Annotated in this window: 14 protein-coding genes; 9 read left to right on the top strand and 5 right to left on the bottom strand. The window is 72.6% G+C overall.

What is annotated here, in order from left to right; all coding sequences use genetic code 11:
- Nucleotides 1-10: 10 nt before the first annotated feature.
- The 4 genes from solA to SPRI_RS01375 form a co-directional block, all read right to left on the bottom strand.
- A complete protein-coding gene (solA, locus tag SPRI_RS01390; RefSeq protein WP_005321620.1) occupies nucleotides 11-1,156 on the bottom strand; it encodes an N-methyl-L-tryptophan oxidase in 1,146 nt (381 codons plus the stop codon).
- Nucleotides 1,153-1,899, bottom strand: coding sequence for a thioesterase II family protein (locus SPRI_RS01385; RefSeq protein ID WP_037775577.1), 747 nt, complete (start codon nucleotides 1,897-1,899; stop codon nucleotides 1,153-1,155). The genes solA and SPRI_RS01385 overlap by 4 nt, the downstream gene beginning before the upstream one ends.
- A 26-nt stretch (nucleotides 1,900-1,925) precedes the next feature.
- Entirely contained in the window at nucleotides 1,926-3,008 is a 1,083-nt protein-coding gene (locus SPRI_RS01380; protein WP_005321624.1) for an LLM class flavin-dependent oxidoreductase, read from the bottom strand.
- A gap of 146 nt (nucleotides 3,009-3,154) precedes the next feature.
- Nucleotides 3,155-3,439, bottom strand: coding sequence for a phosphopantetheine-binding protein (locus SPRI_RS01375; protein ID WP_037775580.1), 285 nt, complete (start codon nucleotides 3,437-3,439; stop codon nucleotides 3,155-3,157).
- Between the two features lie 292 nt (nucleotides 3,440-3,731).
- Here SPRI_RS01375 and SPRI_RS01370 point away from each other — a divergent pair, with 292 nt between their 5' ends.
- From SPRI_RS01370 to SPRI_RS01360, 3 genes are all read left to right on the top strand, one after another.
- Nucleotides 3,732-4,553, top strand: a complete 822-nt coding sequence (locus SPRI_RS01370; RefSeq protein ID WP_005321629.1) for an AfsR/SARP family transcriptional regulator — start codon at nucleotides 3,732-3,734, stop codon at nucleotides 4,551-4,553.
- 71 nt (nucleotides 4,554-4,624) lie between these two features.
- On the top strand, nucleotides 4,625-5,428 hold the full coding sequence (locus SPRI_RS01365; protein ID WP_050791648.1) for a thioesterase II family protein: 804 nt from the start codon (nucleotides 4,625-4,627) through the stop codon (nucleotides 5,426-5,428).
- 11 nt (nucleotides 5,429-5,439) lie between these two features.
- The gene (locus tag SPRI_RS01360; RefSeq protein WP_005321633.1) at nucleotides 5,440-6,708 is read left to right on the top strand and encodes a beta-ketoacyl-[acyl-carrier-protein] synthase family protein; all 1,269 of its coding nucleotides are present in this window, start codon (nucleotides 5,440-5,442) and stop codon (nucleotides 6,706-6,708) included.
- A 29-nt stretch (nucleotides 6,709-6,737) separates the two neighbouring features.
- On the opposite strand, the gene SPRI_RS01355 is transcribed toward SPRI_RS01360, so the two are convergent.
- Nucleotides 6,738-7,937, bottom strand: coding sequence for an RNA-guided endonuclease InsQ/TnpB family protein (locus SPRI_RS01355; RefSeq protein WP_037775583.1), 1,200 nt, complete (start codon nucleotides 7,935-7,937; stop codon nucleotides 6,738-6,740).
- A 152-nt stretch (nucleotides 7,938-8,089) separates the two neighbouring features.
- Here SPRI_RS01355 and SPRI_RS01350 point away from each other — a divergent pair, with 152 nt between their 5' ends.
- From SPRI_RS01350 to SPRI_RS01325, 6 genes are read left to right on the top strand one after another with little or no spacing between them, the layout of a single operon-like run.
- A complete protein-coding gene (locus SPRI_RS01350) occupies nucleotides 8,090-9,373 on the top strand; it encodes a ketosynthase chain-length factor (RefSeq protein WP_078951198.1) in 1,284 nt (427 codons plus the stop codon).
- Between the two features lie 26 nt (nucleotides 9,374-9,399).
- A complete protein-coding gene (locus tag SPRI_RS01345) occupies nucleotides 9,400-9,663 on the top strand; it encodes an acyl carrier protein (protein ID WP_053556631.1) in 264 nt (87 codons plus the stop codon).
- Nucleotides 9,660-10,955, top strand: a complete 1,296-nt coding sequence (locus SPRI_RS01340) for an FAD-dependent monooxygenase (RefSeq protein WP_050791649.1) — start codon at nucleotides 9,660-9,662, stop codon at nucleotides 10,953-10,955. Before SPRI_RS01345 ends, SPRI_RS01340 begins: the two co-directional genes overlap by 4 nt.
- Nucleotides 10,952-12,595 (top strand): FAD-binding oxidoreductase, encoded by a 1,644-nt coding sequence (locus SPRI_RS01335; protein WP_005321640.1) that lies wholly within the window; start codon nucleotides 10,952-10,954, stop codon nucleotides 12,593-12,595. Before SPRI_RS01340 ends, SPRI_RS01335 begins: the two co-directional genes overlap by 4 nt.
- A gap of 56 nt (nucleotides 12,596-12,651) precedes the next feature.
- Nucleotides 12,652-13,887 carry an acyltransferase family protein gene (locus tag SPRI_RS01330; RefSeq protein WP_005321642.1) on the top strand — a complete coding sequence of 412 codons (1,236 nt, stop codon included), beginning with the start codon at nucleotides 12,652-12,654 and terminating at the stop codon, nucleotides 13,885-13,887.
- Complete coding sequence (locus tag SPRI_RS01325) at nucleotides 13,884-15,194, top strand: cytochrome P450 (RefSeq protein ID WP_005321644.1); 1,311 nt, start codon at nucleotides 13,884-13,886, stop codon at nucleotides 15,192-15,194. Before SPRI_RS01330 ends, SPRI_RS01325 begins: the two co-directional genes overlap by 4 nt.
- The last annotated feature ends 23 nt before the right edge of the window (nucleotides 15,195-15,217 follow it).

Raw genomic sequence — 15,217 nt, 5'->3', positions numbered from 1 at the left:
GCACGTCCCTTTAGAAGCGGTCGGGATCGGTGAAGCCCAGCGGCACGGCCGGCTCTTTGCCCAGCGCCAGGTCGGCCACCGCCTCACCGATGCCCGTGGAGTGCTTGAAGCCGTGGCTGCTGCAGCCGCCCGCGACCAGCAGCCGCGGATCGCGCCCGGGCCGGCCGATGACGAACTGCCCGTCGGGCGTGCGGGCGTAGATGTTCGCCACCGCCCGCGAGGGCGCCTGCCCGGCGCCGGGCACCGCGTCCGCCAGATGGCGGGCCAGCACGCTCCAGTCGGCGGGCGACACGGAGCGTTCCACCGTGTCGGGGTCGACGGTGGCGAAGTGCCGGCCGCCGTCCTCCAGGCCCAGCTTGAGCTCGGTGCCTCCGGGCAGCACCCCGTGCCCCCAGATGACGTCCCCGCCCGCGAGTTCGCGCATGAACACCGGCAGCCGGCGCAGGGTGAACCGTTCGTCGGCCTTCGCGGGGGTGAACCAGGTCGTCGGCATCCGCACCACCTCCAGCGGCAGCGACGGCACCAGCCGGCCCAGCCACGGCCCGGCGGTCACCACCGCCTGCCCGGCCCGCAGCACCCGGCCGGCGGCCGTGTGCACCTCGACACCCGTAGCGGTGAGCTCCAGGGCCGTGACCCGGGTGTCGGTCAGCACGCCGGCGCCCGCGGCCCGGGCCGCGCCGACCGCCGCCCGGATCGTCATCTCCGGCAGCGTCAGCCCGCCCGCCGGCTCGACGACGCCCACGTCGCCGGGCGCCAGCGCCTGATGGGCGGGCGCCCGGCGGTGCAGCTCCCGCCGGTCGAGGACCTCGATGTCCAGCCCGTGTTCGCGGGCCGCGCGCAGCGCACCGCCCACGATCCGCCCGTCGGGCGGGCCGATCAGCATCGCCCCGGTCGGATCGAGCAGGTGCGTGCCGGTCTCCCGCTCCAACTCCTGCCACAGCTGCCGGGAGCGGCGGGCCAGCGGCACCAGCCCGGGATGCTCCAGGCACGCGGTGCGGAACATCCGGCTCTCCCCGTGCGAGGAGCCATGGGCGTTGGCCAGGCCGTACTGCTCGACGCCGATCACCCGCACCCCGCGCCCGGCCAGCTGCCACAGCGCGCACGCGCCCCACGCGCCGAGCCCGACGACGACGACGTCCGCGTCCGTGCCGCTCACGCCGCACCCACCGCCCGGGCCGCGGCGAGCGCGGCGCTCGCGTCACGGGCGACGTGCTCCAGCAGCGGGACCGGGTCGGCCTGGAAGTAGAAGTGCCCGCCGTCGAACATCCGCAGCCCCATGAACCGCCGCGCGTGCTCCTGCCAGCCGGCCAGCCGCTCCGGCGCGACGACGACGTCGCCGTGCCCGCCGTACACGTTCAGCGGCATCCGCAGGTCCGGCGCGCCGGGCAGCGGGCGCCAGCTCTCCACCAGCCGCAGGTCGTTGCGCAGCGCCGGCGCGAACATCTCCCACAGGTCCGGGTCCTGCAACACCTCCAGCGGGGTGCCGCCCATCGCGGCCAGGTGCAGCCGCAGTTCCTCGTCGGGCAGGGCGTGGCGGCGGGTGCCCTCGCCCTGCGGCCGCGGCGCGCCGCGTGCGGACAGCCCCAGCCACACCGGCAGCCGGTGGCCTTCCGCGGCCAGCTGCTGGGTCAGCTCGTAGGCGATCAGGGCGCCCATGCTGTGTCCGAAGAACGCGAACGGGCCGCTCAGATCGGCCGCGAGACGGCGCCGGAAGAACGCGGCCAGCGCGTGGGCGTCGTCGATCTGCGGCTCGCCGGTGAGCCGCCCGCGGCCGGGCGCGTCCAGCAGCCGCACGTCCCACGAGGCGGGCAGCAGCCTCGGCCAGTCGCGGTAGAGCAGATGCGAGCCGCCCGCGTGGTGGAACACGAACAGCCGCAGCCCGTCACCGGTGCCGTACATGGGCGCTCCCTCGTACCGGGCCGCGTTCACGCGGCGGCCACGGCCGCGACGCTGCCGGTGAAGGCGGGGGCGACATGCCGGGCGAACAGCTCCATGGCCCGCTCGGCCCGCTCGTAGGGCAGCGGGCCCGGGTTGAACTGCAGGCTCAGGCAGATGTCGTCGCCGTACCAGTCGCGGATCGTCGCGATCTGGCCGCGGACCTCGTCCGGCGTGCCGGCCAGCACCTTGTTCGCCGCCAGCGCCGTGTCGAAGTCGTAGGAGCGGGCCTTGTCGGCGAACTGCTCGTAGCCCGGGTACTGCTCCGAGCGGGCGTTCGCCCAGGACGCGACCGCCGCCGCCATCTGCTCCACATAGTTGCGCTCGCACGCGGCCGCGTCCGAAAGGACCGCGGCCCGGTCCTCACCGAGGTAACAGGTGTACTTGATCTGGATGCGGCCCGGGCCCTCGTGGCCCGCCGCACGCCGCGCCTCGCGGTAGGCGGCCGTCATCTGCGTCAGCTGCTCCTGGCTGGTGACCGACGGCACCACCTGCAGATGGTGGCCCTGCTCACCGGCGAGCGCGCACGAGGCGGCGCTGGTCGCGGACGCCACGAACACCGGCGGGTGCGGCCGCTGATAGGGCCGGGGGAAGCCGGTCACCGGACCGAAACGGTGCACCTCGCCCTCGAACCGGACCTCCTTGCCGCTCCACAGCGCCACACACGCCTCGACGACCTCCGTGAAACGGGTCCGGCTCTCCTCCATGGGCACGTTGAACAGTTCGAACTCGTCGGGCAGGAAACCGCGTCCGAAGCCCACGTCCAGCCGCCCGTGGCACAGGTTGTCCAGCAGCGCCAGCCGCGCCGCCAGCTGCACCGGATGCGCGAACGAGGCGATCACCGCGCCCGTCACCAGCCGTATGCGGCTGGTGCGCGCGGCGGCGGCCGTCAGGAACACCACCGGGTCGGGGCTGTAACCGCCGTAGGGGGAGCCGTAGTGCTCGACCGTCTGGACATGTTCGAAGTCCAGTGCCTCGGCCAGCTCGACCAGCTGAAGACTTTCGTCGTAATAGGTGCTCGCACTCTTCTTGACCGGGTCGACGACCGGGAAGAAGTTGACGCCGAATTCCATGGGGGGCTCCGTCCGGTGATCCGATTCCGGCTTCACGAAAAAGCCTGGTACAACTCTTCGACTATCGGACCTTAGACGGTGTCGGCGGGCCGTGCGGGGCGCGCGAGCGGGACTCCAGCCTCCGTATGAGGGGCCTTGAGTTGTTTTCAGGGCGTGCGCGTCGGACGCTCCTGGGAAAGCAGCTGCCACCAGTGCCCGAGCGTCGGGCGGGCCATCAACTCGGGAAAGCCGACCTCGATGCCGCGCCGGTGCCAGGCGGAGATGAGCCGCATGGTGCTGATCGAGTCCAGCCCGTGATCGACCAGGTCCTCGTCGTCGTCCGGCAGTTCCGCCGGCTCCAGCCGCATACAGCCGGCGACCATCTGCCGCAGCAGCTGCCGGGTCAGCGGATCCGCTCCCGGCGGCACCTCACGCTCCGAATACGTCTCCATGGCGCCGAAAGTAACAGCGCCGCACGGCCGTAAGGAAGGCGCTTCCCTATTGCCGTTCACGTGGTCAGGCATGTGTCAGTGCCGCGTCAGGCACCGCCCGGCGGAGAACTGCTCGACAGCGGCTGGAGATTACTCGGGTCACCCGGTCGAAAGAAGCTACGGTGCATCTCGTCCATGGATAGTGAAGAAAGGACAGCGGGTCCCCAGTGGCGCAATATCGACCGCGCCTCGGATACCGATTCGTAAACCGGCTCGGAAGCCGAGCGCAGGCCGTCGAGGTACGGAGGAAACCATGAAGATTCAGGTTCTGGGTCCGCTGAGTGGCCACGTCAACGGGATGTCGATCGTTCCTACGGCGGGCAAACCGCGGCAGATCCTGGCGCTGCTCGCCCTCTACCCGGGACGGGTCATGCCCGTGCCCACACTCATGGAGGAGATCTGGGGCACCGAACTGCCGCTGAGCGCACTCACCACACTCCAGACGTACATTCTCCAGCTGCGCCGCCGGCTGGGCACCGCCATGGGACCGGACGTCCCGGGCACCGCGAAGGACGTGCTGGCCACCCGGCACGGCGGCTACCTGCTGCAGATCCCACCCGAGGCCGTCGACGTCCACGAGTACGAGCGGCTCGTCGCCGAGGGCCAGCAGGCCTTCGACGACGGCGAGGACGAACGCGCCGCCCGCACCTACCGGCAGGCGCTGGATCTGTGGCAGGGCACCGCACTGGTCGACGTACGCGTCGGCCCGATCCTGGAGATAGAGGTCATGCGGCTGGAAGAGAGCAGACTCGTCACCCGTGAGCGCCGGATCGACGCCGATCTGCGCCTGGGCCGCCACGTCGAAGTGATCGCCGAACTCACCGACCTGATCGCCCGCCACCCCCAGCACGAGGGGCTGCACTCGCAGGCGATGGTGGCGCTCTACCGCTCCGGCCGCCAGGCCACCGCGCTCGACGTCTTCCACCGGCTGCGCCGGCGGCTGATCGACGAGCTCGGCGTGGAGCCCTCGCCGCAACTGCAGCGCCTGCACCAGGCGATGCTCGCGGTCGACCCGCAGCTCGACGTGTCCTCCACCCCCCGGCGCACCTCCACCTTCAACCTGTACGCGGCCTGAACCACCGGCGCGGGGGCGGTGGTTGGCTGATTCGAGCCGTTCTCCAGGCCGGTCCGCGAAGGTCGGTGCCCATGAACGGATCCGTGCACACAGCAGCCGCGGGAGGCGGCCCCGCCCCGGCGGGCCGCCCACCCCTGCGGCTGTACTGCTTCGCGCACGCCGGCGCCGGGGTCACCGGCTTCGCCCGCTGGCCGACCCGGTCGGGCCCGGACATCGACATCCGCCCGGTGCTGCTGCCCGGCCGTGACTCCCGGCGCCACGAGAAGCGCCCCACCTCACGCACCGGTCTGCTGGAGGACCTGCTCGGCGTCCTGTCCGACGCCGCGCACAGCGGCCCCTACGTCCTGTACGGGCACAGCCTGGGCGGCATGGTCGCCTACACCCTCGCCCGCGCCCTCACCGACAAGGGCCTGCCGCCCCCCGTGCTCCTCGCGGTCGGCGCCTGCCCGCCGCCGGACGCGGTCCTGGCCCACCACAGCGGCGAGTTGAGCGACGAGCAACTGCTCACCTTCCTCGGCGACCTGGGCTCCGCACCCACCGGCCTGCTCGCCGACCCGGACAGCGTGTGGCACCGCACGGTGCTGCCCGTCCTGCGGGACGACCTGCGGCTCGGCGCCGCCCTGCGCGCCGCCGCCAACGACCCCGCCACCGGAGGCCCCCTGCCGGTGCCGGTCCTGGCCGTCGACGGCCGGGACGACCGGGTGGTGGACGCGCAGGCGATGGACGGCTGGCGGCGCTGGACCACCGGCCCGCTGGTGCGGCGCACCGTCCCGGGCGACCACTTCTTCGTACGCGGCCGGGAGATCCCCCGGCTCATCGGGCGGGCCTGCCGTGTGGCGCGGCGCACCGCGCCCCTATCTGGAGGACAACTGTGAGGGACCAGGCGATGAGACGGGTCGTCATCACCGGCATAGGCGTCGTCGCGCCCGGCGGCGTGGGCACCCGGAACTTCTGGGACACGCTCACCGCGGGCCGCACCGCCACCCGCGGCATCACCCTGTTCGACGCATCCGCCTACCGCTCCCGCATCGCGGCCGAGGCCGACTTCGATGCCGCCGCGCACGGCTTCGGCCCCGCCGAGGCCGCCCGCCTGGACCGGGCCGCCCAGTTCGCCCTCGTCAGCGCCCGGGAGGCGCTCGCCGACAGCGGCCTGCCCACCGACCTGCCCGACCCGCTGCGCACCGGCGTCACCCTCGGCAGCGCGGTCGGCTGCACCACCGGACTCGACGACGAGTACGGCGTCGTCAGCGAACAGGGCTCGGCCTGGGAGGTCGACCACACACGGGCCGTCGCCCACCTCTTCGACTACTTCGTGCCCAGCTCGCTGGCCGCCGAAGTGGCCCGCGCCACCGGCGCCCAGGGCCCCGTCTCCCTCATCTCCACCGGCTGCACCTCCGGCCTGGACTCCATCGGCCACGCCGTCGACCTGATCCGCGAGGGCAGCGCCGACGTCATGGTCACCGGCGCCACCGAAGCACCCATCTCGCCGATCACCGTCGCCTGCTTCGACGCCATCAAGGCCACCAGCCCCCGCAACGACGACCCGGCCACCGCCTCCCGCCCCTTCGACCGCACCCGCAACGGGTTCGTCCTCGGCGAAGGCTCGGCCGTCCTGGTGCTGGAGGAGTTCGAACACGCCCGCCGCCGCGGCGCCCACGTGTACGCGGAGATCTCCGGCTTCGCCGGCCGCAGCAACGCCTACCACATGACCGGCCTGAAGGCCGACGGCGCCGAGATGGCCGAGGCGATCACCGCCGCCCTGGACGAGGCACGGCTCGACCCCACCGCCGTCGACTACATCAACGCCCACGGCTCGGGCACCAAGCAGAACGACCGGCACGAGACCGCCGCCTTCAAACGCAGCCTCGGCCACCACGCCCGCACCGTCCCGGTCAGCTCCATCAAATCGATGATCGGACACTCCCTCGGCGCCATCGGGTCGCTCGAGGTCGCCGCCAGCGCCCTGGCCATCGAGCACAACACCGTCCCCCCGACGGCGAACCTGCACGAGCCCGACCCGGCGTGCGACCTCGACTACACCCCCCTGACCGCCCGCGAACAGCGCACCGACACGGTCCTCAGCGTCGGCAGCGGCTTCGGCGGCTTCCAGAGCGCCATCGTCCTGACCCGGCCGCGACTGCAGGAGGCAGCTTGACTTCTCCCCCTCCTGAAAGAGGGGGATTCTCACGGCTCGCGCCGTGAGGGTTTCTGCTTCGTCACCGACTGCCCGCCCGGAGTGCTCCGTTGAGGTCTTACACCAGCTCCACAGACAGACACGGCCGGCCCGGCCGCCAGAAGGTTCTTCGCCGCGTTCACGTCCCGGTCATGGACCGCCCCACAGCTGTCACACGTCCAGGTACGGACGGAAAGCGGCATTCTCCTTGCGAGGGTGCCGCAGGCGGAGCACATCTTGGAGGAGGGGAAGAAGCGGTCCACCGCGATCACTTCCCGTCCGTACCAGGCGGCCTTGTACTCCAGCATGGAGCGGAACTTGCTCCAGCTCGCGTCCGAGATTGCCCGGGCGAGGGTGTGGTTCTTGACCATGTTGCGCACGGTCAGGTCCTCGATCACGATCGTTTGGTTGTCACGAACGAGACGAGTGGTCAGCTTGTGCAGGCCGTCACGCCGGCGATCGGCGATCCGGGCGTGGACCTTGGCGACTTTCTGCCGGGCCTTGGCCCGGTTGGCGCCGTCACCCTTGGCCTTGCGGGCGAGCTGCCGCTGGGCACGGGCGAGGCGGGCACGGTCGCGGCGCTCGTGCCGGGGGTTGGCGATCTTTTCCCCGGTGGACAGGGTCAGCAGGTGGTCCAGGCCGACATCGACACCGACCGCCGTATCGGTCGCGGGGAGCGGCTCGACGGACGGGTCGTCGCACAGCATCGAGACGAACCATCGGCCGGCGCTGTCCTGCGAGACGGTCACCGTGGACGGCGATGCTCCCTCAGGAAGGGGACGCGACCACACGATGTCCAGCGGCTCCGCCATCTTCGCCAGGGTCAGGCGGCCGTCACGAAAGCGGAAACCGCTGGTGGTGTACTCGGCGGACCTTCGCGACCTCTTCCGCGACTTGAAACGAGGGTACTTGGCCCGTCTGCCGAAGAAGCTGGTGAAAGCCGTCTGCAAGTGCCGAAGACACTGCTGCAACGGCACCGACGACACGTCGTTGAGGAAGGCCAGCTCCTCAGTCTTCTTCCACACCGTCAGCATCGCCGAGGTCCGGCTGTAGTTGACCCGCTCCTGCCGCTCCCACGCCTCGGTACGAGCGGCGAGGGCGAGGTTGTAGACCTTGCGGATGCAGCCGAACGTGCGCGACAGCTCGGCCGCCTGCGCATCGGTCGGACAGAAGCGGTACCGATACGCCCGCTTCACGCACCTCGTGACCACGCTCACAAACTAGCGGCGCCCGACGTGAAGACCAAACCTACGGGTCAGAGCACTGTGATCCGCCCTGGCGGCGAATCACAGTTCCTTGCCCTGCTCCGCAGGTGTCCGTTTCCTCTCCGCCCTGAAGGGCGGAGCATCCACGGAGGAATGAGATGACCACGGCCTTGGCCGAACACCGGGCCCCCGCGCACACCGTGCGGCCCGCGCAGGCCACCTCCCCGCGTACCACCGCCACCGTCGTCACCGGCATCGGCGTCACCGCACCCAACGGACTGGGCACCGAAGCCTGGTGGCAGGCCGTCCTCGCCGGCGAGAGCGGCATCCGCCCCCTCACCCGCTTCGACGCCACCCGCTACCCGGTACGCCTGGCCGGCGAGATCACCGGCTTCGTCGACGCCGACCACCTGCCCAGCCGGCTGCTCCCGCAGACCGACCGCGTCACCCGCCTGTCGCTGGCCGCCGCCAAGGAGGCCCTGGACGACTGGGGCGACGACGTGGCCGCCCTGCCGGACTACAGCGCCGGCGTGGTCACCGCCAGCTCCGCCGGCGGCTTCGAGTTCGGCCAGCGCGAACTGCAGGCCCTGTGGAGCAAAGGCGGCCAGCACGTCAGCGCCTACCAGTCCTTCGCCTGGTTCTACGCCGTCAACACCGGCCAGATCTCCATCCGGCACGGCCTGCGCGGCGCCAGCGGCGTCGTCGTCTCCGAACAGGCCGGCGGCCTCGACGCCCTCGCCCAGGCCCGCCGCCGCATCCGCAAGGGCAGCCGGCTCATGATCAGCGGCGGCGTCGACTCCGCACTGTGCCCCTGGGGCTGGGCCGCCCACCTGGCCGGCGGCTCCATGAGCACCGTCACCGACCCGGCCCGCGCCTACCTGCCCTTCGACCCGGCGGCCGCGGGCCACATCGTCGGCGAGGGCGGCGCCCTGTTCGTCCTCGAGAACGGCACGGCCGCCCACGCCCGCGGCGCCCGCACCTACGGCACCTTCGCCGGATACGCCGCCACCTTCGACGGCCCGGGCACCGACCGCCTCGCCGACGCCGCCCGCCTCGCCCTCGCCGACGCCGGACTGCGCCCCGACGAGATCGACGTCGTCTTCGCCGACGCCGCCGGCACCCGCGACGCCGACCGGGCCGAAGCCGCCGCCCTGAGCGCCCTGTTCGGCCCGCACGGCGTCCCGGTCACCGCCCCCAAGACCATGACCGGCCGCCTGCTGGCCGGCGGCGCGCCCCTGGACGTGGCCGCCGCCCTGCTCAGCCTGCGCGACCAGGTCATCCCGCCGACCACCGGCACCCGGCGCCCCGCCGACGACTGCCCGATCGACCTGGTCACCGCCCCCCGCGACGGCATGCGGCTGCGCAACGCGCTGGTCCTCGCCCGCGGCCGGGGCGGCTTCAACTCCGCGGCCGTACTCAGCCAGGGCCCCGGACCGCAGTGACACACGTGGAAGAGGAGACAGACGCCATGGACCACCTGGAACTGGACGACCTGAAGACCCTGCTGCGCGAGTGCGCCGGCGTCGAGGAAGGCGTCGACCTCGACGGCGACGTCCTCGACGTCCCCTTCCTCGCCCTCGGCTACGACTCGCTGGCCCTGCTGCAGACCACCGGCCGCATCGAACGCGACTACGACGTCACCCTCGACGAGGAGGGCCTCGACGAGGCGGAGACCCCCCGCGACTACCTGGCCCTGATCAACCGGGCCCTGTCCGCGCGGACCGCGGTGTGAGACCGGCCGGGCCGGACAGGGCGACCGGGCACACCCCCGGGCCCGCCGACGTCCTCGTCGTCGGCGCCGGCCCGGCCGGGCTCGCCCTGACCCTGATGCTGCTGCGCTCCGGGGTGCGGGTCACCCTCGCCGAGAAGTCGACCACCTACCGGCGCGACTTCCACGGCGAGATCCTCCAGCCCGGCGGACAGCGCATCCTCGACCAGCTGGGCGTGCTGGACAGCGCGAGCCGCCGCGGCGCCCGCACCCTCGACGGCTTCCAGGTCCTCGAGCGCGGCCGCGTCCTGCTCGACATCGACTACCGGCGCCTCGAGCCCCCCTACGGCCGCCTCCTGGCCCTGCCCCAACGCCACCTGCTCGAAGAACTCCTCGCCGCCTGCCACCGGCTGCCCGGCTTCACCCACCTGCCCGGCCACCGCATCAGCGCCCTGCGCGACGACCGCGGCCGCTGCACCGGGGCGGTGTTCACCGGCCCCGCCGGAACGCGCACCACCGTGCCCGCCCGGGTGGTCGTCGCCGCCGACGGACGCTTCTCCCGGACCCGCACCCTCGCCGGCATCGGCGCCGGCCGCCGCGAGGCCTTCGACCAGGACATCGTCTGGTTCACCCTGCCCGCGCCCGGCCGCGCCACCGGACGGGTCCGCATCCACCGCGCCGCCGGCACCGCCGTACTCGTCCACGACACCCACCCCGACCGGCTCCGCGTCGGCTGGGCCCTGCCGCACGGCGGCTGGCAGGCGGCCACGGCCGGCGGCATCGCCCCCATCAGGGACGAACTGGCCGCCGCCGTCCCCGAACTGGCCGACCTCCTGCACCGACACCTCACCGGCCTCAGCGACCTGGCCCTGCTGGACGTGTTCGCCGCCGACGCCGAGGAATGGGTACGCGACGGCCTCGTCCTGGCCGGCGACGCCGCCCACACCCACGGCCCGCTCGGCGCCCAGGGCATCAACCTCGCCCTGCAGGACGCCGCCACCCTGCACCCCGTCCTCCTCGACGCGCTCGCCGCCGGCCGGTGCACCCGCGAACGGCTCGCCCCCTTCCAGCGGCTGCGGGCACCCGCCGCCGCCCGGGTCACCCGCGTCCAGCGCCTGCAGGCCAAGGCGTTCCTCGGCACCGCCGGACCCGCCGCCACCTACCTGCGCTCCCGCGCCGCCGCCCTGGTCACCCGCACCCCGCTCGGCGCCCACCTCACCTCCCGTATCGCCTTCGGACCCGTACCCGTCCAGGTGCGGACCGACCTGTTCACCGCCGCCCCCCGACCCACCCAGAAAGGTGCACGGTCACAATGACTGCTCCGAGCCGTCGGCGTTTCGTCGCCCAGGCGCTCACGGCGGGCGCCGCCGCCGGCCTCACCACCACCGGCCTCGCACCCGCCGCCCGCGCCGCCACCGACCCCGCCCCCGCCCCGGCCCCGGCCCCGGCCCCGGCACTTCGGGTCACCCCCGACGACCCGCGCTACGCGGCCCTGTCGGTACGCGGCAGCAACAAGCGCTTCACCGCCACCCCGGACGCCTTCTGCCTCCCCGCCACCACCGCCGACGTCGTCCACGCCGTCGGCCACGCGGTACAGCGCCGCCGGCGCATCGCCGTACGCAGCGGCGGCCACTGCTACGAGAACGTCGTCGGCGACCCCGCCGTCCAGGTCGTCATCGACCTCGCCGCCATGAACGCCGTCACCTACGACCCGAGGCGGCGCGCCTTCATGGTCGAAGCCGGCGCGCAGCTCATCGACGTGTACAAGAGCCTGTACTACGGCTGGGGCGTCACCCTGCCCGGCGGCGCCAGCGCCACCGTCGGCTTCGGCGGCCACATCACCGGCGGCGGATACGGCGCGCTCAGCCGCGCCTTCGGCCTCGCCGCCGACCACCTGTACGCGCTCGAGGTCGTCGTCGTCGACGCCTTCGGCCGCGCCCGCGCCGTCGTCGCCACCCGCGAGCCCGGTGACCCGCACCGCGACCTGTGGTGGGCCCACACCGGAGGCGGCGGCGGCAACTTCGGCATCGTCACCCGCTACTGGTTCCGCTCCCCGAACGCCCACGGCGACGACCCCGCGCACCTGCTGCCCCGCCCGCCCGCCACCATCGTCTCCAACGCGGTGATCTACCCCCGCGACGGCATGGACCAGGCCGCCTTCGGCCGTCTGCTGCACAACCACGGCCGGTGGCACGAGGACAACAGCGACCCCGCCTCGCCGTACACCGGCCTCTACAGCGGACTGGTGCTGCCCGGCCGGCTGAAGGACAACGACCCCGGGCAGAGCGCCATCGCCTTCACCCACCTCGACGGCACCCTCCCCGGCTCCCGCGAACTGCTGGACCGCTACGTGAGCGCGCTGACCGACGGCGTCGGCGTCACCCCCTACATCACCGACACCGCGAGCGAGCCGTGGCTGACCGCGACAATCGCGCTCGCCGAGTCGCAGGACACCGACAAGGGCCGCCACAAGATCAAGTCGGCCTATCTGCGCCGCGCCCTCACCCGCGCCCAGACCGACGCACTCTTCACGCACCTGAACTCCACCGACCACCGCAACGACAGCGCCTCGGTGTCCCTCCAGTCCTACGGCGGCCGCACCAACACCCTCCCCGCCGGCGCCACGGCCAGCGCGCACCGCGACTCGGTCCTCAACGTGATCTTCATGAACACCTGGCAGGACGCGGAGGCCGACGCCGTCAACATCGACTGGCTGCGCCGCACCTACCGGGACGTGTTCGCCGCCACCGGAGGGGTGCCCGTCCCGGGCCGCGGCAGTGACGGCGCCTACATCAACTACCCGGACATCGACCTGGCCGACCCCCGCTGGAACACCTCCGGGGTGCCCTGGCACCACCTCTACTACAAGGACAACTACCCGCGCCTGCAGCGCATCAAGGCGAAGTGGGACCCGCGTGGCGTCTTCCGCCACGCCCTGTCCGTCCGCCCCGCCTGAGCACCGCCGCACCACCCAGTCCCAGAAACCCACCACACACGACGGGAGCGACCGGGATGTCCGTCCCCTCCTCGCCCACATCGACATCGTCCGCCGGCATAGCGAAACTCCCCTCGCTCACCGGCTACCGCTTCATCCTCTTCAACGCGGTGTTCTGGACCCACACACTCGCCGCCGCCCGCTTCTTCGAGAGCGAGTACGTCAACAACCTCGGCCACATCTGGCCCTACGGCACCACCGCCCTGGCGTCGTTCTTCATCCTCTCCGGCTTCGTCCTGACCTGGGGCGAGTCCTGGCGCAACGGGCTGGGCCGGTACTGGCGCGCCCGCGCCGCGAAGATCTTCCCCGGCCACGTCGTGATCTGGGCACTGACCCTGATCCTGCTCGCCGTCGTCGGCCCCCTCGCCATGATCGGCCCCACCGACGTCGGCCCGGCCGTCGCCAACCTCTTCCTGGTACAGGCCTGGATCCCCGACCCCGCCTACCTGATGAGCGTCTACGGCATCAACTGGTCGGTCTCCTGCGAGATCGCCTTCTACCTCGCCCTGCCGCTGTTCATCCGGCCGCTGCTGAAGATTCCGGCCAACCGCCTGTGGGCCGCGTTCGCCGTCCTGGTCGGCCTCGTCATCGCCATCCCCGCCGTCATCAACTCCGTCGTCGGCGGCCCCGTCTGGCCGTTCTGGGCGCCGCTCTCCTTCGACCAGGCGTGGATGGTCTACTTCCTGCCCCTCAGCCGTCTGCCCGAGTTCCTCCTCGGCGTCGTCCTCGCCCGCATCGTGCAGACCGGCTGGTGGCCCAGGATCCGCGGCCGCTGGATCTTCCTCGCCACCGCCGTCGCCACCTACCTGGTCTGGCTCGCCGTCGACGGCGCCCTGCCCGCCACCTACGCCAGCAGCGGCATCATGTCCATCACCGTCTGCCTGTTCATCCCCCTCATCGCCCTGCGCGACATCGACGGCCGCTCCTCGTTCATGGCCCGCAAGAGCTGGGTCGCCCTCGGCGACGCCTCCTACGCCACCTACCTGGTGCACTGGCCCGTCCTCGCCATCGCCCGCGAAGTCGTCGGCCCCACCGCCAAGTTCGGACTCTGGGCCGGCTGGGGCATCGTGCTGGCCACCCTGGTCGTCACCCAGGCACTCGGCCTGCTCCTGTGCCGCTACGTCGAACGGCCGCTGATGCTGCGCCTGGGCAGGCCGCGCAGCAGCCGCATCCCGACCGCGGTGGTGACCCCCAGGCCCACCACCACCGCCTCGGCCGCCGCGGCTCCCGCCCCCGCCAAGGAACCGGCGTGACCACCACCGCCCCCCGGCCGGCGGCCCCCGCACCGGCCACCGCCGGGCACACCGCCCCAGAACCGGCCGCCGCCGGGCAGGCGGACACCTGCCCGGCGGCCGCCGGGCACGCGCCGGCGTTCCCCTTCGACACCGAACCCGGCCCGCCGCTGGAGGTCCCGCAGGAGTTCACCCGCCTGCGGGACCGCTGCCCCGTCCAGCGGGTCCGCCTCCCCTACGGCGGCGAGGGCTACCTCGTCAGCCGGTACGCCGACGTGAAACAGGTCCTCGCCGACCGGCGGTTCTCACGGGCCGCCACCGTCGGCAAGGACGTGCCCCGCACCGTGCGGGAGGTCACCGCCCCCGGACACCTGCTGGCGATGGACCCGCCCGAGCACACCCGGCTGCGCCGCCTGGTCGCGGCCGCGTTCACCGAACGCAGCATCCAGCGCCGGCGGCCGCGGATCCAGCAGATCGTCGACGATCTCGTCGACGGCCTGCGCGCCCGGGCCGCCGGCGGCGAGGCGGTCGACCTGGTCGCCCACTTCTCCATGCCGCTGCCGATGACCGTCATCTGCGAACTGCTCGGCGTCCCGCCCGGCGACCGGCACTACTTCCAGCGGGTCGCCGAAGTCGCCTTCAGCAACGGCGCGGTCGACCCGCAGGAGATGCAACAGGTCGGCGAGGCCTTCGGCACCTACCTGACCGGGCACATCGCCCGGCTGCGGGAGCGCCCCGGCGACGACCTGATGTCCCAGATGATCGCCGCACGCGACGAGGACCAGGACCGGCTCACCGAGGCCGAACTCATCAGCCTGGCGGGCACACTCCTGCTCGCCGGCTACGAGACCACCGCCGCCGAGATCTCCAACTTCGTCTACACGCTGCTCGAGCACGACCGCTGGTCCTGGCTGGTGGACCACCCCGAGCACCTGGACACCGCCGTCGAGGAACTGCTGCGCTACATCGCCCTCGGCGGCGGGGACGTACTGCCCCGCCTGGCGACCGAGGACATCGACGTCGGCGGCACCGTCCTTCCCGAGGGCGCCTCGGTCATCGCGGCGATGATCTCCGCCAACCGCGACGGACACGTCTTCCCCGACCCCGACGTGCTCGACCTGGAACGCAGCCCCAACCCGCACGTCGCCTTCGGCCACGGCCCGCACCACTGCACCGGCGCCCAACTCGCCCGCCTGGAACTGCGCGTGGCCCTCGCCTCGCTGCTGCGCGCCTTCCCCGCACTGCGCCTGGCGGTCCCCGCCGCACAGGTCCCCTGGCGCCAGGGCTCCCTGGTCCGCGGCCCCCGGCAGCTGCTGCTGCGCTGGTAGGAGCCCGCCGCACCACGGCACAC

Origin of the sequence: Streptomyces pristinaespiralis (assembly GCF_001278075.1) — a bacterium.
Lineage (GTDB): Bacteria > Actinomycetota > Actinomycetes > Streptomycetales > Streptomycetaceae > Streptomyces > Streptomyces pristinaespiralis.
Note: the sequence above shows the minus strand (reverse complement) of the source record. Positions and strands in the feature narration are given on the sequence as shown.

Coding starts and splice junctions, on each gene's coding strand:
- SPRI_RS01385 (WP_037775577.1), bottom strand. CDS start 1,899: ATGTACGGCACCGGTGACGGGCTGCGGCTGTTCGTGTTCCACCACGCG.
- SPRI_RS01380 (WP_005321624.1), bottom strand. CDS start 3,008: ATGGAATTCGGCGTCAACTTCTTCCCGGTCGTCGACCCGGTCAAGAAG.
- SPRI_RS01375 (WP_037775580.1), bottom strand. CDS start 3,439: ATGGAGACGTATTCGGAGCGTGAGGTGCCGCCGGGAGCGGATCCGCTG.
- SPRI_RS01370 (WP_005321629.1), top strand. CDS start 3,732: ATGAAGATTCAGGTTCTGGGTCCGCTGAGTGGCCACGTCAACGGGATG.
- SPRI_RS01365 (WP_050791648.1), top strand. CDS start 4,625: ATGAACGGATCCGTGCACACAGCAGCCGCGGGAGGCGGCCCCGCCCCG.
- SPRI_RS01360 (WP_005321633.1), top strand. CDS start 5,440: ATGAGACGGGTCGTCATCACCGGCATAGGCGTCGTCGCGCCCGGCGGC.
- SPRI_RS01350 (WP_078951198.1), top strand. CDS start 8,090: ATGACCACGGCCTTGGCCGAACACCGGGCCCCCGCGCACACCGTGCGG.
- SPRI_RS01345 (WP_053556631.1), top strand. CDS start 9,400: ATGGACCACCTGGAACTGGACGACCTGAAGACCCTGCTGCGCGAGTGC.
- SPRI_RS01335 (WP_005321640.1), top strand. CDS start 10,952: ATGACTGCTCCGAGCCGTCGGCGTTTCGTCGCCCAGGCGCTCACGGCG.
- SPRI_RS01330 (WP_005321642.1), top strand. CDS start 12,652: ATGTCCGTCCCCTCCTCGCCCACATCGACATCGTCCGCCGGCATAGCG.